15 protein-coding genes are annotated in these 21,370 nt (G+C 47.1%); 7 read left to right on the plus strand and 8 right to left on the minus strand.

Going from position 1 to position 21,370, the window contains the following annotated elements; all coding sequences use genetic code 11:
- The first annotated feature begins 12 nt into the window (after positions 1-12).
- The 4 genes from metA to BACHE_RS17530 are packed head-to-tail and all read left to right on the plus strand — an operon-like array spanning position 13 to position 3,961.
- Positions 13-930, plus strand: a complete 918-nt coding sequence (metA, locus tag BACHE_RS05835; protein ID WP_013546760.1) for a homoserine O-acetyltransferase MetA — start codon at positions 13-15, stop codon at positions 928-930.
- Positions 931-974: 44 nt separating this feature from the next.
- Positions 975-2,831, plus strand: a complete 1,857-nt coding sequence (locus BACHE_RS05840) for a peptidase U32 family protein (protein ID WP_041579231.1) — start codon at positions 975-977, stop codon at positions 2,829-2,831.
- Entirely contained in the window at positions 2,821-3,828 is a 1,008-nt protein-coding gene (locus tag BACHE_RS05845) for a hypothetical protein (RefSeq protein WP_013546762.1), read from the plus strand. Before BACHE_RS05840 ends, BACHE_RS05845 begins: the two co-directional genes overlap by 11 nt.
- Positions 3,821-3,961 carry a hypothetical protein gene (locus BACHE_RS17530; RefSeq protein WP_187289291.1) on the plus strand — a complete coding sequence of 47 codons (141 nt, stop codon included), beginning with the start codon at positions 3,821-3,823 and terminating at the stop codon, positions 3,959-3,961. Before BACHE_RS05845 ends, BACHE_RS17530 begins: the two co-directional genes overlap by 8 nt.
- On the opposite strand, the gene BACHE_RS05850 is transcribed toward BACHE_RS17530, so the two are convergent.
- From BACHE_RS05850 to BACHE_RS05870, 5 genes are all read right to left on the minus strand, one after another.
- Positions 3,928-6,330, minus strand: coding sequence for a TonB-dependent receptor (locus tag BACHE_RS05850; RefSeq protein WP_013546763.1), 2,403 nt, complete (start codon positions 6,328-6,330; stop codon positions 3,928-3,930). The genes BACHE_RS17530 and BACHE_RS05850 overlap by 34 nt on opposite strands.
- A 92-nt stretch (positions 6,331-6,422) precedes the next feature.
- Positions 6,423-7,031, minus strand: a complete 609-nt coding sequence (locus tag BACHE_RS05855; protein WP_041579232.1) for a helix-turn-helix transcriptional regulator — start codon at positions 7,029-7,031, stop codon at positions 6,423-6,425.
- Positions 7,032-7,052: 21 nt separating this feature from the next.
- Complete coding sequence (locus tag BACHE_RS05860; protein WP_013546765.1) at positions 7,053-8,651, minus strand: NAD(P)/FAD-dependent oxidoreductase; 1,599 nt, start codon at positions 8,649-8,651, stop codon at positions 7,053-7,055.
- Position 8,652: 1 nt separating this feature from the next.
- On the minus strand, positions 8,653-10,020 hold the full coding sequence (radA, locus tag BACHE_RS05865; RefSeq protein WP_013546766.1) for a DNA repair protein RadA: 1,368 nt from the start codon (positions 10,018-10,020) through the stop codon (positions 8,653-8,655).
- An 83-nt stretch (positions 10,021-10,103) separates the two neighbouring features.
- Complete coding sequence (locus BACHE_RS05870; RefSeq protein WP_013546767.1) at positions 10,104-11,141, minus strand: asparaginase; 1,038 nt, start codon at positions 11,139-11,141, stop codon at positions 10,104-10,106.
- Positions 11,142-11,589: 448 nt separating this feature from the next.
- Here BACHE_RS05870 and thrA point away from each other — a divergent pair, with 448 nt between their 5' ends.
- Genes thrA through thrC form a run of 3 tightly spaced genes read left to right on the plus strand, consistent with a single transcriptional unit; the run spans position 11,590 to position 16,590 of the window.
- Positions 11,590-14,022 (plus strand): bifunctional aspartate kinase/homoserine dehydrogenase I, encoded by a 2,433-nt coding sequence (gene thrA, locus BACHE_RS05875; RefSeq protein WP_013546768.1) that lies wholly within the window; start codon positions 11,590-11,592, stop codon positions 14,020-14,022.
- 13 nt (positions 14,023-14,035) lie between these two features.
- Complete coding sequence (locus BACHE_RS05880; RefSeq protein ID WP_013546769.1) at positions 14,036-15,283, plus strand: cofactor-independent phosphoglycerate mutase; 1,248 nt, start codon at positions 14,036-14,038, stop codon at positions 15,281-15,283.
- Positions 15,284-15,288: 5 nt separating this feature from the next.
- Entirely contained in the window at positions 15,289-16,590 is a 1,302-nt protein-coding gene (gene thrC, locus BACHE_RS05885; protein ID WP_013546770.1) for a threonine synthase, read from the plus strand.
- Between the two features lie 69 nt (positions 16,591-16,659).
- Here thrC and BACHE_RS05890 read toward each other — a convergent pair whose 3' ends face one another.
- From BACHE_RS05890 to BACHE_RS05900, 3 genes are all read right to left on the minus strand, one after another.
- The gene (locus tag BACHE_RS05890) at positions 16,660-17,805 is read right to left on the minus strand and encodes a porin (RefSeq protein ID WP_013546771.1); all 1,146 of its coding nucleotides are present in this window, start codon (positions 17,803-17,805) and stop codon (positions 16,660-16,662) included.
- A gap of 26 nt (positions 17,806-17,831) precedes the next feature.
- The gene (locus BACHE_RS05895; RefSeq protein WP_013546772.1) at positions 17,832-18,608 is read right to left on the minus strand and encodes an acid phosphatase; all 777 of its coding nucleotides are present in this window, start codon (positions 18,606-18,608) and stop codon (positions 17,832-17,834) included.
- 265 nt (positions 18,609-18,873) lie between these two features.
- A complete protein-coding gene (locus BACHE_RS05900; RefSeq protein WP_013546773.1) occupies positions 18,874-21,279 on the minus strand; it encodes a ligand-binding sensor domain-containing protein in 2,406 nt (801 codons plus the stop codon).
- Positions 21,280-21,370: the final 91 nt, after the last annotated feature.

Below are 21,370 nucleotides of genomic sequence, written 5' to 3' on the forward strand. Positions count from 1 at the left end.
AGATATAAACTCATGCCTTTAAATTTGCCTGATAAACTTCCTGCAATAGAATTGCTGAAAGAAGAGAATATATTTGTCATTGACACCTCCCGTGCAAGTCAGCAAGATATCCGTCCGTTGCGTATCGTGATTTTGAACCTCATGCCGTTGAAGATTACGACAGAAACGGATTTGGTTCGTCTGCTATCCAATACTCCGCTTCAGGTAGAGATTTCTTTTATGAAGATAAAGAGCCATACTTCCAAGAATACTCCGATAGAACACATGAAAACATTTTATACGGATTTTGAGAAAATGCGTGGCGAGAAATATGACGGTATGATCGTTACCGGTGCTCCGGTGGAGCAGATGGATTTTGAAGAGGTCACCTATTGGGATGAGATAACGGAGATTTTCAACTGGGCGCGTACCCATGTCACTTCTACCCTTTATATTTGTTGGGCGGCGCAGGCGGGGCTTTACCATCATTATGGTGTGCCTAAGCATGCTCTTGACAAGAAGATGTTCGGTATTTTCGAGCATCGTCCTCTGCTTCCCTTGCATCCCATTTTCCGTGGATTCGATGATACGTTTTATGTTCCTCATAGCCGCCATACGGAGGTCCGGAGAGAAGATATCCTGAAGGTTCCGGAGCTTACGTTGCTTTCCGAGTCGGAGGATGCCGGAGTGTATATGGTGGTGGCCCGCGGTGGACGCGAGTTCTTTGTGACCGGACATTCGGAATATTCTCCATTGACGCTCGACACTGAATACCGCCGTGATTTAGGCAAAGGATTGCCCATTGAACTGCCCCGTAACTATTATGTAGGCGATAATCCGGACAAGGGGGTGCGGGTTCGCTGGCGTGCGCATGCCAATCTGTTGTTCTCCAACTGGCTGAACTACTTTGTATATCAGGAGACACCCTATAATATTGAGGATATCGGGTAATTGGGTTTAAGTGATAACGCAGGGTGATAAAGAGTGATAGAGAAGTGATGAAACAAAGAAAAATAGAACTGCTGGCCCCAGCCAGGAATCTGGAATGTGGTATTGAAGCCGTGAATCATGGAGCCGACGCCGTATATATCGGTGCGCCTAAATTCGGCGCGCGTGCTGCCGCCGTCAATTCTTCGGAAGACATTGCCGCCTTGGTGAAATATGCTCATCTGTATAATGTCCGTATTTATGTCACAGTCAATACAATTCTGAAAGAAGAGGAACTGGCGGAGACGGAGAAGATGATTTGGGAATTGTATCGCATCGGTGTGGATGCCCTGATTGTTCAGGACATGGGCATCACACGTCTGAATTTGCCGCCCATTCCGTTGCATGGCAGTACGCAGATGGATAACCGCACTCCTGAAAAAGTGCGGTTCTTGTCCGATGTCGGTTTCCGCCAGGTGGTGCTGGCGCGTGAGCTGTCTCTGCGGGAGATACGTCGTATTCATGAAGTCTGTCCCGACGTGCCGCTTGAGGTCTTTGTACACGGGGCACTCTGCGTCAGTTACAGCGGTCAGTGCTATGCCAGTCAGGCTTGTTTCGGGAGGAGCGCCAACCGGGGAGAGTGCGCGCAGTTCTGTCGTTTGCCGTTCAGCCTGACAGACTCTGACGGCAAGACGATTGTGCATGAGAAGCATTTGCTATCTTTGAAGGACATGAACAGGAGCGAGGCTCTGGAAGAACTGTTGGATGCGGGGGTGACTTCCTTGAAGATAGAGGGCCGTTTGAAAGACGTGTCTTATGTGAAGAATGTGACGGCGGCATATCGTCAGAAGTTGGATGCGGTATTTGCGCGTCGCAAAGAATATGTCCGTGCCTCTTCGGGTGCTTGCCGTTTCGGCTTCAAGCCCCAGTTGGACAAGAGCTTCAGCCGTGGTTTTACTCACTATTTTCTGGAAGGCAGAGAACAGGATATAGCTTCGTTCGACACTCCCAAGTCTTTGGGAGAGGAAATGGGGAATATGAAGGAGCAACGGGGCAATTATCTTACCGTGGCCGGAGTAAAGCCTTTTCACAATGGAGACGGTGTTTGTTTTCTGGATGAACAGGGACGTCTGCAAGGTTTCCGTATTAACCGGGTGGACGGCAACAAACTTTATCCGGCGGGTGAAATGCCCCGCATCAAACCACGCACCCGCCTTTACCGCAATTTTGACCAGGAGTTTGAACGTGTCCTTGCCCGGCGGTCATCCGAACGTAAAATAGGTATTTCTCTGGATTTGTCGGAAACGGCTTTCGGTTTTGTCCTGTCTGCATCCGATGAGAATGGTAACCGGGTTACCCTCTCTTTTCCTTATCCTAAGGAGCCGGCGCGTACGCCGCAGCAGGATAACCTGATGACTCAGTTAAGCAAGCTGGGCAATACGCCTTTTGAACTGATGGCTTTGCCGAAAGGCGCTGCCGGAGTTGCGATTCATCTATCCGGCAATTGGTTTATCCCGGCTTCTGTTGTGACGGATTGGCGTCGGCAGGTTCTTGATAAACTGGTGGCGGCCCGTCGCATTGCTTATCGTCGCGAAACGGCTGTATGGAAACCTACCGGCCATGCTTTCCCCGTCCCTTCACTGACATATCTGGGGAATGTAATGAACAGTGCCGCCCGCAGCTTCTATCTGGAGCATGGGGTGCAGACCGTAGCGCCTGCCTATGAAAAGCAGGCTGTACCTGCCGCAGTCCTTATGTTCTGCAAGCATTGCCTGCGTTACAGCATGGGTTGGTGTCCTGTCCATCAGAAAGACCGTTCTCCCTACCGGGAGCCTTATTTCCTGGTAGGTACGGACGGTAAGCGGTTCCGCTTAGACTTTGATTGCAAAAACTGTCAAATGAAAGTGTATGGAAATGAAGAATGATGAATTGAGAATGAAGCATTCCCTATGCTCCTTGCGCATCCTTTTATTTTTCGTTCTGTTTTCTGTCTTCTTCTCTCTGGTTTCGTGCCATTATCCCCGTCCCGATCTGGAAGATGAAGCCCTGAACCGGAAGACACGTGATTCGCTCACGTATCTGTATGAACGGCATTATACGTGGAATACGAATCTGGAGGTGCATGCCGATTCCGTGAATCTGGCCTGCCTGCCTGTGAAAGATTGCTATAACATGCTCCGTCGGGGAGATCGTGTGGTGGTGGCCGAGTTTGCCATTCACCCTAAAGACAGCGTGGATAGCGTGTGGGTAAAACTGGCACATTCGCAGGAGATACAGGGCTGGTTGAGGGAATCGGAGATGATGCGTGCCTTTGTGCCGACAGACAGCATTTCGCAGTCCATCTATCTGTTCAGCGACACGCACGCCTCTTATTTCATCGTGGTTTTTGCCTTGTTTGTGGCTGTATGGCTTTTCCGCGCATTCCGCCGCAAGCAGTTGAGGATGGTTTACTTCAATGATATAGACAGCGTTTATCCGTTGTTGCTGTGTTTGCTGATGGCGTTCAGTGCCACGGTTTATGAGTCGATGCAGGTGTTTGTGCCCGAAACGTGGCAGCATTTCTACTTCAATCCCACATTGTCACCTTTCAAGGTTCCGCTTGTCCTCTCCGTATTTCTGATGAGCCTTTGGCTGTTTGTTGTCGTACTGTTGGCGGTGCTCGATGATTTGTTCCGTCAGTTGTCTCCCGCTGCGGCGGTATTCTACCTGTTGGGGTTGGCTTCCTGCTGCATCTTCTGTTATTTCTTCTTTATCCTGACTACGCATATCTATGTGGGATATATGTTCTTTGCTGCATTTCTGTGGATATTCCTGAAGAAGCTGAAGGCGTCACTGGCGTCTTCCCGTTATCGCTGCGGCAAGTGCGGACAGAAGATAAAGGCAAAAGGCATCTGTCCGCATTGCGGAGCTATCAATGAATAATGTATTGCTTATCAATGTATTGCCAACAGGCTGGCAAGGTGCTGCCAACAGTAGTCTTTCACTCTATGCTATCTTATTCTCCGGCTTGCCGGGATTGGTTCAGAACCTGCAACGCAATTCTACACCTGCCTGAATGGGGCGTCCTTTCTGCATGATTCCGTTTCCCATACTTTCGAAGTAGAAGGCGGTGTAGCCCTTATCCAATGCGTTGCGCACCCAGAAGTCAATCTGCCCGTTTCCTTTCTGAAAGCTGACACATCCGTTCAAGGTTCCGTAGAAGGCTTGAGAAGCATTGTTGGCCTCGGTCCAGTAGATGCGTCCTGCACCGGTGTAGTTGGCATCAAGCAGGATGCGGTTCAGCAGATGCCCGGGCTTGATGCGGAAGATGTATTGGCCGCCTATGTTCAGCGTATGCTTGGGTACAAAGGGCACGTAATTGCCGTTGTAACTTATTGACTGTAATTCTCCATCTGCTTTAGTGTTGGTGATGTAATCCTTGAAAGTGGCATGCGTGTAGCCATAACCGGCGTTCAAGGTAAGCGCGTCGGTCACCGCCGCGCGCAGGCTTGCTTCTGTCCCGTAGCTGCGGCTTTTCCCGGCATTTACGGTGATTCTTCCCAAACCGCTTTCGGCAAATTTGGCTATCTGCTGGTTGCGGGTATCCATGTAAAAGGCTGAGATGTCGGCCAGCAGGCGGCCTTTCCACAATGTGAGGTGCGTGCCGGCTTCGTAGTTCCATGTATATTCGGGCTTGTAACGGGTGGCTTCGCTCACTTCCGGCAGGCCGGTGTCTTTCATCTTTTCTATCATGGCGCTCATGCTGCTGAATTTGGGATCGGCGGCAATGGCATCCATCATGGAGTTCTTCAGCATTCCGGTCACGAGGTCGGAGAACATCTGTATGTTGTAGCCTCCCGAACGATAGCCGCGGGCCACGGTGACATATACATTGTTTCCTTTCTTCCATTCGTATTGCAGGGCGAATTTAGGCAGTAGTTGCACGTAGTCCGTAGATTCCTTTCCCCTGTATGCGGCGTTTGCTTGCAGGTTGTTGCTTTCAAGGGTCATGGGCGGCATCTTCATGGCTAAGGAGAAGTTGAAGTCCGTGGCATCCGAGGCGGAATTGTAGTCCATCTTTATCTTCTCGTAATCCAGACGCAAGCCTATGGTTGCCGACAGGCCTCTTACCAGCAGGTCATTGAAGGTGGATTGGTGAAAGAGTGCGCCACTCAGGGTCGGCGTGTCGAAACTGCCGCCTATGCGCAGGCTTTCGTTATTGATGCCCAGATGCATGGCTGGAGCTCCCGGCCTGGAGGCAAGTCCGTCGAAGACATTGTTCACATTACCCTCTATCACACTGCCGATGCCTTCTTTGTGGAACACTACCGGTCCATCGGTATGCATCCATTGGTAGAAGCCGAAGGCTCCCGTGGTCCATTGCCAGCGTCTTCCGGGCTTCGATTTCAGTACGATCTCCTCGCTGAGTGTGTTCATCTTTTGTTTCTGCTCGATGTTGAAGATGCTGGCGGGCGTGAAGTCCTGATCCATGAACATGCGGTCTTTCAGGAACTGATAGCCGGTGACGGCGCTCAAAATGAAATTCCGTGCCTGATATTCAATATTCAGCCCGGCATTCAGCAGGTTGCGGTAATAACTGCTTCTTTCGTTGTTGGCTATCTTGCCGATATAGGGTTTCAACGCTTCGCTTTGTTTTTCCGCATTCAGGCTTCCCATATAGAAATAGGGGTATCCTCCCTGATCGCTGTATTCATAGTTGACGTTCAAGTCCACCTTCCAGTTGTCCGAAGGCAGATAGATACCGCGGAAACGCCCGCCTACTGCCTGACCCTTATCTACCTTTTCATTGTTTCTCGCCGCATTGCGGAAAAATCCGCCTTGGTAGTCATAGAAGCCTCCGGTGGAGAATGCGAAACGGCTCGATACCCTGTGATAGTGGGTAAGGGAGGTGTTATAGGCATTGTGTGTGCCTGCACCTATGCGGAAGTCTGTTCCCTGATAACTGAAAGGCGACTTGGTGTGTATCTTGATCAGTCCGCCCATTGCGTTGCGGCCGTACAGCGTACCCTGCGGCCCTCTCAGTACATCGATGCGCTCTATGTCCGAGTAATTGAAGTCGAATGCGGATTTGTCTATATAAGGGATGTTATCCACATACAGTCCTACGGAAGGGGTGTTGATGCGTGAACCGATGCCGCGGATATAAACAGCGGAAGTGAGACGCGAACCGTAATCGGGGATAAACATATTGGGCACAAGCGCTGTGAGGCTTTTGATAGAATTTACCTGAGCCGCCTGCATGTCCCGTTGTGAGAGCAGGGTGACGGCGGTAGGCTGCTCGCGCAATTTCCGGTTCTCTTTAGGAGCCGCGATGACGAGAATTTCTTCTACATCCACTACTTTGAGTGTATCAACCTTTTCTGCAAGGATATTTCCGGTTGCCAATAGCGTTAAAGCCAAGGCAACAAATTTATGTTTGTTCATAAGCTGTATTGTTTCGCCTGCAAAGTAACGGGAATTCTTTGGGACTGGCAATCCTCATTTATGAGGATGGTGGCGGTAGGTCTGTATGCGGTTTAAATTCTGTCCGCTTCCACGTATCCGTGCATTATTGCATAGATGGTAAGTCCCGATACGGATTTTATTCCGAGTTTCTCCGTGATGTTTTTGCGGTGTGAAATGACGGTGGTCAGGCTGATATTCAGTTTGTCTGCAATCTCTTTGTTGATGAATCCTTTGGTGACAAGTACCAGCACTTCTATTTCGCGGGCTGAAAGCTCGTGTCCGCAGTCCGTATTGGAAGGAGATTCCGGATGCCCGTGTGGTTGCTTTCCCGGATGTCCGTGCTGATGTCCGTACCGGTGCAGTTGCAGTATATTCTTTATCAGGCTTTTTTCATCCTGATAAATATTCAGGGTAGGTACTCCCGAAAGCTGGGGGCGGTTGTCTCCGCCTGCCAGTACAATGGTCTTGGGTTTCCGTTCCAGAAAGAAGGCGGTATGCTCAAAGTAAATCTGGGATGAGATGAAATAATGGGCATACATGTCGGGAGTGTCATCCACCAACTCTGCGAAAGAATGGAAGGTCCGGATGGTGGCCATTGGTATAATTTCTTCCAGAAGACTTTCCAGTCCCATGCATGTCAGTATGTTCGGCTCTACAATTGCTATTTCAGGCATAGTCATTGGCTTGTTTTCGATTCTCCGTTATTTAATATATAGTCGGGCGGCATCGGCGCATCTTTCTCCGTCCATGCCCGCCGAAACGATGCCTCCTGCATATCCGGCCCCTTCTCCGCAGGGGAACAGTCCTTTTATGCGGATGTGCTGCAACGTCTCTTTGTCTCTGATTATGCGAACCGGCGCCGATGTGCGTGTTTCAACTCCTATCATCACTGCTTCGTTTGTCAGGAATCCGTGGCTGTACTTGCCGAATTGAAGGAAGGCTTTTCCTAATCTGTCTGCTATGAAGGGAGGCATCCAGAAATGCAGGGGAGAAGATACCAGTCCCGGAGCGTATGAACTTTCCGGCAGATCATAGCTGAGTTTCTTTTTGGTAAAATCCGTCATCCGCTGTGCCGGTGCGGTTTGCTTCATGTTGCCTTGCTGCCAGCACAGCCGTTCAAGGGATTCTTGGAGGCGCATCATGCTTAATGATGAATGATGAGTATCTTCGCCGTGCGGCGATTCATCATTCATCATTGATAGTCCATTGTTATTTAAGTCTTCCGGCCGGAGCTCTACCACCATTCCGCTGTTGCTCCAACGAGATCCTCGGTTGCTGGGGCTCATGCCGTTGACTACGATTTGTTGAGGACCGCTGGCGGCAGGCACGACAAAGCCTCCCGGACACATACAGAAACTATATACACCTCTTCCTTCTACTTGGTTCACGAAACTGTATTCGGCGGTAGGCAGAAATTTACCCCTGCCGTTCCGATTGTGGTATTGTATCTGGTCTATCAATTCTGCCGGATGTTCCAGACGCACGCCTACCGCGATTCCTTTCGCCTCAATCTCCACGTGGTTGGCGGCAAGCCAACGGTACACATCCCTGGCGGAATGGCCGGTGGCGAGTATCACCGGGCCGAGGAATGTTTTCCCGGTATTGGTTTCAATGCCTTTCACTTCGTCTCCTTCGATAATCAGCACGTCCATACGGGTTTCAAAGTGTACTTCTCCGCCACATTCGATGATAGTGTTGCGCATATTCTCGATGACGCGCGGCAGCTTGTCTGTACCTATATGCGGATGCGCATCCACCAGTATGGAGGTTGAGGCTCCGTGCTGGCAGAATACGTTCAGTATCTTATCGGCATTTCCCCGTTTTTTGCTGCGGGTATATAGCTTTCCATCCGAGTAGGCGCCTGCACCCCCTTCTCCGAAACTGTAATTGGATTCCGGATTGACAGTCTGCTGTCGTCCTATCTGTGCAAGGTCTTTTTTTCGTTCGCGCACGTCTTTGCCACGTTCCACAATGACGGGGCGCAATCCGAGCTCAATGAGGCGTAAGGCTGCAAACAATCCTCCCGGGCCCGCGCCAACCACAATGACCTGTGGTTTTCCTTCCACATTATTATATAAGGTGCGTTGGTAGCTATCATCCTGTGGCATCTCATTCAGGTAGATGCGTACGGTCAGATTCACGAACACGGTTCGTTGCCGGGCGTCGATGCTTCGTTTCAGGATGCGCGTGCCCATAATCTCACGTGCATTCAGACCTTTCTCTTGTACCAGATACTCTTTCAGCCGTTGTTCGTTTGTCGCAGTTTCGGGCAGAACTCTGAGGGTATATTCTTGTATCATGCTATCCGAATAATGTACGGAATGCTTCTTCCACTTTCCGTACGGGTATTAATTCTATTCTTGTCTTTTTTGCATTGAGCCCTTGCATGTTGTACTTGGGCAATATGAAGCGTTTGAATCCAAGTTTCTCCGCTTCCCCGATGCGCTGCTCAATGCGGTTTACCGGGCGTATTTCTCCTGACAGGCCGATTTCACCTGCCATGCAGACTTCCGGTTCTATGGCAGTGTCCATGTTGCTGGACAGGATGGCGCTGATTACAGCGAGGTCTATGGCGGGGTCATTCACTTTCAGACCTCCGGCTATATTGAGAAATACGTCTTTTTGCGCCAGTTTGAAGCCGACCCGTTTTTCCAGTACGGCCAGCAGCATATTCATGCGCCGGATGTCAAATCCTGTGGCAGAGCGTTGCGGATTGCCATACACGGCGCTGCTCACCAATGCCTGTGTTTCGATGAGGAAAGGTCTGACGCCTTCTATGGCCGAAGCGATGGCTATTCCACTCATGCCCTCGTGGTCTTGACTCAAAAGTAATTCCGAGGGATTGTTTACTTGCCGTAGTCCGTCCTGGCGCATTTCGTAGATGCCCAATTCCGCCGTACTGCCAAAACGGTTCTTGATGCTGCGGAGTATGCGGTACATATAATGTTGATCTCCTTCGAACTGGAGTACGGTGTCCACAATGTGTTCCAGAACTTTCGGGCCGGCTATGCTGCCTTCCTTGTTGATGTGTCCTATCAGAATGACGGCTGTGTGTGTTTCTTTTGCAAAGCGCAGTATGGAGGCGGAGCACTCTCGTATCTGGGCGATGCTTCCAGGGGAAGATTCGAGTGTTTCGGTTGAGATAGTCTGTATGGAGTCTATGATTACAAGATCCGGACGTGTGTTTTTTATGTGTACATAGATTTGTTCCAGAGAAGTTTCACAGACGATGAGACAGTCACCGGGTGTATTTGTCAACCGGTCGGCGCGCAGTTTCAGTTGGCGTGCACTTTCTTCACCTGAGATATAGAGTATCCGCTTTTCCGGCATCTGCAATACAGTCTGCAATACCAGGGTCGATTTACCTATGCCCGGTTCGCCCCCTATCAATACGAGAGAGCCTTGTACCAGTCCTCCTCCCAACACCCTGTTCAGTTCGGTATCATGGAGATCGATGCGCGGTTCGTCACCGGCTGCTATCTCATTCAGGGTAACCGGTCTGGCTTTAGTCGTTTCTATGCCGGAGACGGGACGCTTGTTTACGGTTTCTTTCCGTATCACTTCTTCCACGTATGTATTCCATTCTCCGCACGACGGGCATTTGCCTACCCATTTGGGAGATTCTTGTCCGCAGTTACTGCACACATAAACAGTTTTTTCTTTTGCCATAAGAAGAACTTGCTTTAAAATAATTGCCCAAAGGTACAATTTTTCAGCTCAGGGGCAGCAGGATGGTGCATAGTTTTCGGATATTATACCGTAATTTCTCCCGCAAGCGGGCGGCTCATCAGTTCGCGTACTTTGGCCGGGGAATAATCGTGTCCCAAAAGAAACATAAGTTTGGTTACGGCAGACTCCGTTGTGCTGTCATATCCACAAACGATTCCTGCCTGCATCAGTTGGTAACCGGTTTCGTAGCGTTCCATTTCAACAGTACCCGAACTGCATTGGGTGACATTGACAATGACAATGCCCTGCTCGCAAGCATCGTGCAGACGTTGCAGGAACCATGTTTTGCGGGGGGCGTTTCCGGAGCCATAAGTCTCAAGGACGACCGCTTTTAAGCCTTTGGTGGAAAGAACGGCCTCTATCACATTCTCCTGAATGCCGGGAAAGAGCTTTAGTACAGCGATGTTGGTGTCCAGCAGATAATGCGGCTTCAACTCGTTGCGGTTGCCATGTACCTGAATTTGCACATTATTATATTTAATATGTATGCCGGCCGATGCGAGTACCGGGTAGTTGAATGAACGGAAGGCATTGAAGTTCTCTGCATTCATCTTGGTGGTACGGTTGCCGCGCATCAGGTGGTTTTCGAAGAAGATGCAAACTTCCGGAACGATGGGCTGTCCGTTGGAACGGCAGGCAGTGGCTATCTCGATACTGGTCAGCAGGTTCTCTTTACCATCCGTGCGCAGCACGCCGATGGGCAATTGGGAACCGGTGAGGATGACGGGCTTGCTCAAACCTTCGAGCATAAAACTGAGAGCTGAGGCTGTGTAGGCCATTGTATCTGTGCCGTGCAGGATAACGAAACCGGTATATCGGTTGTAGTTGTCACTGATAACGCGTACCAGCTTGCGCCATGCTTCCGGATCCATGTCAGACGAGTCCATGGGCGGATCGAACTGATAGGTATCAATACGGAATGTAAACCTTTGGAGTTCGGGCACATGCTTTTGCAGTTGCTCGAAGTTGAAATTTTCCAAAGCACCGGTTTCGGCATTCTCTATCATACCGATGGTTCCACCGGTGTAGATTAGCAAAACGGAAGTATTATCAGGGCTCATACGTACTTTTCTTTCATGATTACCATGCAAATATAGTGATATATATTTAAGTTGGTAACAAAATGTAAGAAAAGAATGAAGAACTTCATGCAAATGGAGTGTATAAAGTGTGAAAATGTAAGTTGAGGAATACGCAGATTTCTTGCCTCTTTAGTGCCTTTCTGTATTTTTATCGCAAAAAAGTCGCAATAAGTGATAGATTGAATGTTTTTATTGTTACTTTTGCAACACTTATCAGAAACGATAGAAACAAGAGACAATGAACAAGTGCTATCAACATACAGTCACATCCATGTGCACCATGACCCTTAGGGGTTAAGGATAGTATTTTGTGTTTCTACGTGTTACACCATTTTCAAAAGCAGTTTTTATTTAATTAAAGTCAACGCAGGCTATGACGCTTGCTTCCGACACATTGTATCAACCACCTCAACAATATAAGGAGAAAATGAAAGTATTAAAGTTCGGCGGTTCATCCGTAGGAACCGCAAGTAGTATCTTGAGCGTAAAAAAAATAGTAGAAGCAGTAAACGAACCGGTGATTGTGGTAGTATCCGCATTGGGTGGCATCACAGACAAACTGATTAACACCTCCAAGATGGCATCAGTCGGAGATGCTTCTTACGAAAATGAATTCCGCGAGATTGTTTACCGTCATGTAGAAATGATTAAAGAAGTGATTCCGGCAGGTGAAGCTCAAGTGGCTTTGCAGCGCCAGGTAGGTGAGTTGCTCAATGAGCTGAAAGATATTTTTCAGGGCATCTATTTGATTAAGGATCTTTCGCAAAAGACTTCCGACACAATTGTGAGTTATGGTGAGCGTTTGTCGTCTATCATTGCGGCGCAGTTGACAGGGGCGGAGTGGTTTGATTCACGCAAGTTTATCAAAACAGAGAGAAAACACTCCAAGCATGTGCTTGATGTAGAACTGACTAATACGTTGGTATGCGAAACATTCGGCAATCTGCCTGAACGCACGCTGGTTCCGGGTTTTATTTCTACGGATAAGGTGACGGGGGATGTGACGAATTTGGGGAGAGGCGGTTCAGATTATACCGCCGCTATTATTGCTGCCGCACTGGATGCCGACTGTTTGGAAATATGGACAGATGTGGACGGCTTTATGACTGCCGATCCACGTGTGATTTCTACGGCATATACCATCAGTGAACTTAGCTACGTGGAAGCTACGGAACTTTGTAACTTTGGTGCGAAAGTAGTCTATCCGCCAACGATTTATCCTGTTTGCCATAAGAATATCCCCATTCTCGTAAAAAATACATTCAATCCCGAAGGTGCGGGAACCGTGATCAAACAAGAGGTTTCCAATCCGGAATGCAAGGCTATCAAGGGAATCTCATCCATCAATGATACAAGCCTGATTACGGTGCAGGGTCTGGGCATGGTAGGTGTTATCGGTGTGAACTATCGCATATTCAAGGCACTGGCAAAGAACGGCATCAGTGTGTTCCTTGTGTCGCAGGCTTCCTCGGAGAATTCAACTTCCATCGGCGTGCGCAATGCGGATGCCGATCTGGCCTGCGAGGTGCTGAATGAAGAATTTGCCAAGGAAATAGAGATGGGAGAAATTTCACCTATTCAGGCTGAAAAGAATCTTGCCACGGTGGCCATCGTGGGTGAAAATATGAAGCATACGCCGGGCATTGCGGGCAAGCTGTTCGGTACATTGGGGCGTAATGGCATCAATGTGATAGCTTGTGCGCAGGGTGCTTCGGAAACTAATATCTCGTTTGTGATAGATAGCAGGTCATTGCGTAAATCACTGAACGTCATTCATGACTCTTTCTTCTTGTCGGAATATCAGGTCTTGAACCTCTTTATTTGTGGCATCGGTACGGTGGGCGGCAGTTTGATAGAACAGATTCACTGTCAACGCCAGAAATTGATGCAGGAGAACGGGTTGCAGTTGAATGTCGTAGGCATAGCCGATGCGTCCAAGGCAATGTTCGGCCGTGAAGGTTTTGATTTGGGGAATTTTCGCGAGGAGTTGAAGAAAAAAGGGAAAGACAGTTCCTTAGAGATATTGCGTGACGAAATTATCGGTATGAATATCTTTAATTCTGTGTTTGTTGACTGTACGGCAAGCGCAGGCGTGGCCTCGCTTTATAAGGATTTGCTGCAACACAATGTATCTGTAGTAGCTGCCAACAAGATTGCTGCTTCTTCGGAATATGATAATTATCGCGAACTGAAACAGATTGCTCGCCAGCGTGGTGTGAAGTATCTGTTTGAAACGAATGTAGGTGCAGGTCTTCCTATTATTAATACAATTAATGACCTCATCCATAGCGGTGACAAGATATTGAAGATTGAAGCTGTGTTGAGTGGTACTCTGAATTATATCTTCAACAAGATCAGTGCAGACATTCCTTTCAGCAAGACTATCAAGATGGCACAGGAAGAACGCTATTCCGAACCCGATCCGCGTATCGACCTTAGTGGTAAGGATGTAATCCGCAAACTCGTGATCCTGGCGCGTGAAGCAGGTTATCGTTTGGAACAGAGCGATGTGGAAAAGAACCTCTTTGTGCCTGATGATTTCTTTGAAGGTTCACTGGAAGACTTCTGGAAGAAAGTACCAAGCCTTGATGCCGATTTCGAAGCACGACGCAAAGTATTGGAAGCCGAGAATAAACATTGGCGTTTCGTTGCGAAGCTGGAAAACGGTAAAGCATCTGTAGGTTTGCAGGAAGTAGGTTCCAACCATCCGTTCTACGGCTTGGAAGGTAGCAACAACATTATCCTATTGACTACCGAACGTTATAAGGAATATCCGATGATGATACAAGGCTATGGCGCCGGTGCGGGTGTAACAGCTGCGGGTGTCTTTGCGGATATTATGAGTATAGCAAACGTTTAAAGATTGATGATTTATGAAACACATCATTATACTGGGTGACGGTATGGCTGACTGGCCTGTAAAGGCCTTGGGCAACAAGACTTTGTTGCAAGCTACCGATACGCCTTATATGGATAAACTGGCACGAATGGGACGCACGGGACGGTTGATGACTGTTGCCGATGGATTTCATCCGGGCAGTGAGGTGGCGAATATGTCCGTTCTGGGCTATGATCTGCCGAAAGTATATGAAGGTCGCGGTCCATTGGAAGCGGCAAGTATTGGTGTGGATTTGCAGCCGGGCGAAATGGCGATGCGTTGCAACATAATCTGCATTGAAGAAGATAACATCAAGAATCATTCTGCCGGACATATCACCACTGAAGAGGCGGATGTGCTGGTGAAATATCTGCAAGAACAATTGGGGGATGAACGTGTACGTTTCTATACGGGGGTCCAATACCGTCATTTGTTAGTGATAAAGGGTGGAGACAAGCGTATTGATTGCACACCGCCGCACGATGTTCCTTTAAAACCTTTCCGTCCATTAATGGTGAAACCGATGGTGGGAACTGAGAACATTACCACGCCCGAAGGCCAAGCTGACTTGACTCCTCAAGAGACTGCCGACCTTGTTAACGATTTAATCCTGCGTTCGCAGGTAATCTTGCAGAACCATCCTATCAACCAAAAGCGTATGGCCGAAGGTAAAGACCCAGCCAATAGCATTTGGCCGTGGAGTCCCGGTTATCGTCCGCAGATGGAACGCCTTGCCGATAAGTTCCCGCAAGTGAAACGGGGTGCTGTGATTTCCGCAGTCGATTTGATTAATGGCATCGGTTATTATGCCGGATTGCGTCGCCTCACCGTAGAAGGTGCTACCGGATTGTACGATACTAACTATGAAAATAAAGTCGCTGCCGCTTTGGATGCATTGAAAACGGATGATTTTGTTTATCTGCATATCGAAGCAAGTGATGAGGCTGGTCATGAAGGGAATATCCCTTTAAAAATCCTGACGATTGAAAACTTGGATAGTCGTGCTGTAGGTCCTATCTATGAAGCAGTGAAAGACTGGGACGAGCCTGTAGCCATTGCTGTGCTGCCCGATCATCCTACACCTTGCGAGCTTCGTACACATACCTCCGAACCTGTCCCATTCCTGATTTGGTATCCGGGTATTGAGCCGGACGAAGTGCAAACCTTTGATGAAGTAGCCGCCTGCAATGGCAGTTACGGATTGATGAAAGAAGATGAGTTTATTAATGAATTTATGAAATAACCCTTATGAAATACTATAGTACCAACAAACAAGCCCCCGAAGCTACCCTTGAAGAAGCGGTAGTACGCGGACTTGCCGCAGACAAAGGACTTTTCATGCCCTTTACCATCAAACCGTTGCCGCAGGAGTTCTACGACAGCATCGACACACTCAGTTTTCAGGAAATAGCCTACCGGGTAGCCGATGCTTTCTTTGGAGAAGATGTTCCGGCTGATGTGCTGAAACAGATTGTGTATGATACGTTGAGTTTCGACATTCCTTTGGTACAGGTTACAGAGAATATTTATTCCTTGGAACTGTTCCACGGTCCTACGCTTGCCTTTAAGGATGTGGGTGGTCGCTTTATGGCTCGTCTACTGGGCTACTTCATCCGCAAAGAAGGGAAAAAGCAGGTGAATGTACTGGTAGCCACTTCCGGTGATACGGGAAGTGCCGTAGCTAATGGCTTTCTGGGTGTGGAAGGTATTCATGTATATGTGCTTTATCCGAAAGGCAAAGTCAGCGAAATACAAGAAAAACAGTTCACTACTTTAGGGCAGAACATTACCGCCCTCGAAATAGATGGTACATTTGATGATTGCCAAGCTTTGGTAAAAGCCGCTTTCATGGACGGAGAACTCAACGAGCACTTGCAACTGACCAGTGCCAATTCCATCAATGTAGCCCGATTCCTGCCGCAAGCATTCTATTACTTCTATGCATACGCACAGTTGAAGCGTGCAGGCAAAGCAGACAATGCTGTTATCTGTGTACCCAGTGGTAACTTCGGTAACATTACAGCCGGACTTTTTGGCAAGCGCATGGGACTTCCGGTGAAACGCTTTATCGCTTCCAATAACCGTAATGATATATTCTACCAATATTTGCAGACGGGTGTTTACTCGCCCCGTCCCAGCATTGCTACCATTGCCAATGCTATGGATGTAGGCGATCCGAGTAACTTTGCCCGCGTGCTCGACCTTTATGGAGGCAGTCATGCTGACATTTCTGCCGAAATCAGCGGTACTACTTATACCGACGAGCAGATTGCCGAAACCATGAAAAAGGTTTGGAAAGAAGACCATTACCTGCTCGATCCTCATGGAGCATGTGGTTTCCGTGCCTTAGTAGAAGGACTTCATCCCGGCGAGACGGGTGTTTTCCTGGAAACGGCACATCCGGCTAAGTTCAAGGATACGGTAGAGAAGATTATCGGCGAAGCAGTAGAGATACCGGAAAAACTGCAAGCCTTTATGCGGGGCGAGAAGAAAAGCTTGTCGATGTCGAAAGACTTTGCAGACTTCAAACAATATCTGATGAGTTTATAATAACGAACATGCAAAAGAGGGAGTAAGCTGAACGAACAGCATACTCCCTCTTTTAAAGTTAAGGTTGGTTTAAAATATAATTTGGAATCTTGTCTGGAATGCATTCAAGGATTGATTGTCAATTCCCTGCCTGTTTGTAGTCCGGGTATATGAGTATCTGAATCTCCATATCATATACTTGTTCAGATAATAATTCATAGTAAACGAAACATCGTTCAACCGTCCCCCGTAGATTTCGGCTTTAGCATCCGACATATCCGTATAGTTGTAACCGAGGACACACTCTAATGAACCGGGAGCCGGAGTGGCTATACCGCAATCTGTATGCGAATGCTTGTAGTCTCCGCCAATTACCAATCCTCTCAGGATGCCATAAACTCCGCTTGCTTTGTAGTTCATGAACCCTTTCTCTCTGTTGACTTGGAGGAAGTAGTATTGCGATTCTAATGCTACAGGTCCGTAGGCTGCTACCAGTTCAGGAGTAAACTTGAACAGATTCTTGGCATCTGTTATCAGCGCATTCACGGCTCTTACTTTGGCTATGCGGGTTGGGAAATTGGCACCCAGATCAAAACTGGTATGGTTCAATGCCTCGTCGCTATTGTATCTGGGAGTTTCGTAACCTCCCGATATGCCTACTTGGAACAAAGCTCCGTCATTGCGCAATGGACGATATACCAAGCGGCTCATAGCGCCATATCCCATCTTGCCAAGTTCGTTCGATTTTTTCTTGAGTGCTTCGCTTTCAACATGTACGCTTGCTGTACCGAAGAAGCCTCCTTTATCGTACATATACATCGCTCCGATCAATCTTGAATTAAAGAATGCTTCATTGCTCGTAGGTTCTTCCATCGTAACCTTCATAGACGAACTTGTAGAACTTTGCAAACCGAACTGGTGGACGAAGTTCCCGACACGTAGTAGGGAGTGGGACGAAAGTTGTCTTTCCACAAAGATATCTTTCAGACTTATCTTTCCGTATGCATACCCTATATCTACTTTTGCTTTGAACTTTCCGTAGGATGCTTTAACACCTACACGGGCATCGGGTATGGCTACTCCATCCACAAACTCTTTATTATCGGAGTGAAACAAACCTCCATCCATCAAGATTCTTCCGGTAGGGTTCACTTTCAATGTCTTTTCTTCTTGTGCATTCACCTGTACGGCGAACAAGGATAGGATGAACAATCCTAACAACATAATTTTTTTCATAATATACGGTTTTAGAGGTGTTAAGGTTAGTTATGGTTACTTGGTTGAACGGCTCCTGCTTTCTGAAGTTTGGCAAACTCCGCTTTGGCTTTATTCAATTGTTTCATAAAAGCGTCATTAGCGTGAAGACGGGCAACAACCGCACTGGAAACAATTCTTGCTGCATCCACATCACTTTGGAAGTGGTATCCGCAGATTACCCTGCTTTGTCCCATCTCAAAGCCTCTCTTTAGAATTTCATTTTGTCTGTCCGGATTGATCTCTGACAGTACAAGTGCGGTAGCCCAACCAATAGCAGTATGTCCTGAAGGATATGAACCGTTGGTTGAAAGTTCCTTTTGTTGTTCAGGATTGCAGGTCATCTCATTGAAGAAGCTGAAAGGGCGAACACGCATGTAGTGGTTCTTTGCGTCGCGGGTAGCCAAGTCACCTGCATCTTCTCTCATATTAATAATGAGTTTATGAATCTCAGGAGTTTTTTCTTTAGATATCTCGATTCCGAATGCTTCAGAGAAAGCTAAAGGTACACCATTGCCATCTACGCGGGCGTCTTGTGCGGCTTGATCTCCTCTTGGAGTATCTCTTTGTAGTTTTCCCCAGTCATAACGTTCCTTGTCGTATAAGAAAAGGATAGTTCCGGCTTCGGGAGGAGGAGGCAATAAATCTAAACTGTTAGCTACTTCTGACTCTTCAAGGAAGTATAAATCAGGATTGGTTCTTGTGTCTTTAATCTTTTTTTCTTGTGCAAATACATTGAATGAAAGGACACAACACAATAGAAGTAAGGTAAATTTTGTTTTCATGATAAAGGATGTTTTAAACGGTTATTACTAAAAAGGTTTATAGGTTTTTCGAAAAACGTTTTTATCATACTCGAGCTGTCGGACTCTTGCCGGGTGGCTCGTGTTTGATGGGAGCAAAAGTAACGTTCGTGATTATCCTATAAATACTTTTTCAATCCTTTCGTATGACAAGATTGTCCTAGTAGAAAAAAGGATGAAAAAAACATTGGAAAGACGGATGAAAATCTTTCCAATGCTACTCTTTTAGTAATATAAATATGAAGTTTTATTTTTTTCTTGTGCTTACGCGTTCGTAGAGCAGGCGGATAATGTTGTAATCAGGTTCATTTTCTGGGTAGAGTTGTTCTATTTCTTTCCGGACATTATATTTATGGCGGGTTACTGTTGCTTGATCTACATCTAATACTCTTGAGATGATGTTAGCGTCGATATCCTCTATAAATAGTAGTATGGTGATGAAGTAGCGTTCTTTGCCTCTGCGCTTCATAAAGGATAGTTTGCCTAATTCCGGATGCTTGTCGGCAAAGTCGAGGCAGATTTGTTTCAGTTCACGGCGCATGTCTTCTTCGGCTTCGGTTTTTCTGATTCCCAGGGTGTCGAAGAATAGTTTTGCTTGCTTGTCGATGGCTTGAATGTCTTTCTCTATCTCGTCCAAATTGTCTGTGGGATCATCCAAAATTATCCTTTTTTCATCCAAGTTGGCTTCCGATGGGCTCTGGGAGATTTGTTTCTTTCTTTTCAAAAGGAAGAAGATGGCAATGGATATTATGAGGGCTATGGCTGAAATGAGGAGGTAGATAGTATAGGAGTACTTCTCTTTTGCTATGGAAATGGGGGTTAGTTCGGCTTTGCCATCGAAAAGGAACAGGCCTGACTTGCATCCTACTACAGCTTTACGTCCGTTGACGGCGATGCAAGACTTGCTGAAAGCTAAATCATTGAACAAAGGTGTGGGGACTTCGGGGCTGTCCGGACCTTGGAAGCTCAAACCATAGTAATAAAGGATAAAGAAGCCTTCGTTGGGATTCTTTTCGAGTACACCGGCGATGTCCTTTACATGTCTGATTGGGAGAAGTTCGGAGTTTGCTTCGTTGACGATGCCCAACGAGGTATTCAGATAGATATTTTTGCCGTTGGCTATTAGGCCGTAGGTACTTTCGTAATCTGACAAATCACGTATCTGCTGGAAGGGGGCTTGTTCTTTCTTTAGAGGTTTTCCATACAATCCTTTGTTTAGGGTAGCAACGTAGATGCTGTCTCCGTTCTCGCAAATTCCGGTGATATAAGCATCGATGGTGTCTTTGGGGGCTTGGTTGGGAACGATGGGGATGGGGGTGACGATGCGCTTCGCTTTATCATCTACGATGCCGAGGTACCTTCTTGTTCCGATATAAAGACGTTGTTCTGCCGGGGAATAGTATAGGGTGGTGATATTATTCTGACCTTTGGAATTGCTGAACTGCAAAATAATCTCTGCCTTGTTGTTCTTTATTTTATAGAGTTTCTTTCGGGTTGCCAGAAAGAAAGTATTCTTGTCGGTCTCAAGAAAACGGATGATGTCGTTGCCGGTTACATCTAATCCTTCGATGGGACCCAAAGATTTGGATTTGGATTCCGGATGATTGTAGATGAACTTGTACAGATGCAGTCGGAGGTCATCGGTGATAAAATAGATGCTGTCTCCGGTTCTCTTGGCGCTGACTGCAATCACATTGTTTTCAGAATCGGCGGAATGCTGGCGCAGAGCAAAGGCAAGCAGTGCTTCTTTGCATGCCAGGTATAAGAAGTCATTCACCATGACTCCTAATTGCTTGGCGGTGATGCTGATTCCGTCGGGTAGTTCATATACCAAAGTTTGTTGGTCTTGGATGTATAAAATAGAATTACCTGTGATGAACCATTCTGCTTTGTTAGGTCCTTGTGCGTACAGGTAATATTTACCTTTGCGCATCAAGGTTTTCTCTTTATTGGGAGCTACTTTGATAATGGCATTCTCTAATAAGGCATATACGGTATCATTGTAGATGCTGATGTTGGTCGTTAGGGAATCGATGACAGGACGCTTAAAATCTTGTTCCGGGTGCTGCACGATGAACAAGCCTAAGTCGCTGGCGATGTAAAGCTTCTTGTCTTTTATCAATACTTTGTTGATGCTACAATTCTTGTCGCCTTTACCGATTTTGACAGGAAGCAGTTCGTGGCAACTGTTTTTATCTTGAAGTTTCAGTTGGTATAGGCCATTACTTGTACCGACGTATAATATCTGATTGGCGTCGTCCCGGGCAAGGCTATATACGGAATAATTCAGATTCTTGTCTTTGATGTAGTAAGACTGCGTCTGTTCGGAAGTTTTGGTAAACAGTTTCAAGCCTGCATCCCGGGAACCGATGAACAGAGTATCTTGGTTGTACTCTAAGATGTCATATATCCTACGGTTGCTGTTTATGGAATAAGTGTGGTAATTGTTTACGACTTTCTCGATGAAGTAACCATCTTCCTGTCCGATATAGAGCTTATCGGGATCAGTGGGAGACTGGTTTATACATGATATCGGGGCATCGAAAGTATTGATATTGCAGGTCAGTTTGATGGGGTCCGGGGCAGTGCTCTTACTACACGCTGTTAGTAGAATGAATGCCGAGATGACGAAAATATATAAGTGCTTTTCCATATTCGATGTTAATGGGTAATATTGATTAGAAAAAGGCAAATATAATCTGTTTTCACGAAACTAAGAAGTTCTTGATATTTTAAGCCGAAAT

The sequence above is a fragment of the Bacteroides helcogenes P 36-108 genome (assembly GCF_000186225.1).
Taxonomy (GTDB): Bacteria; Bacteroidota; Bacteroidia; order Bacteroidales; family Bacteroidaceae; genus Bacteroides; species Bacteroides helcogenes.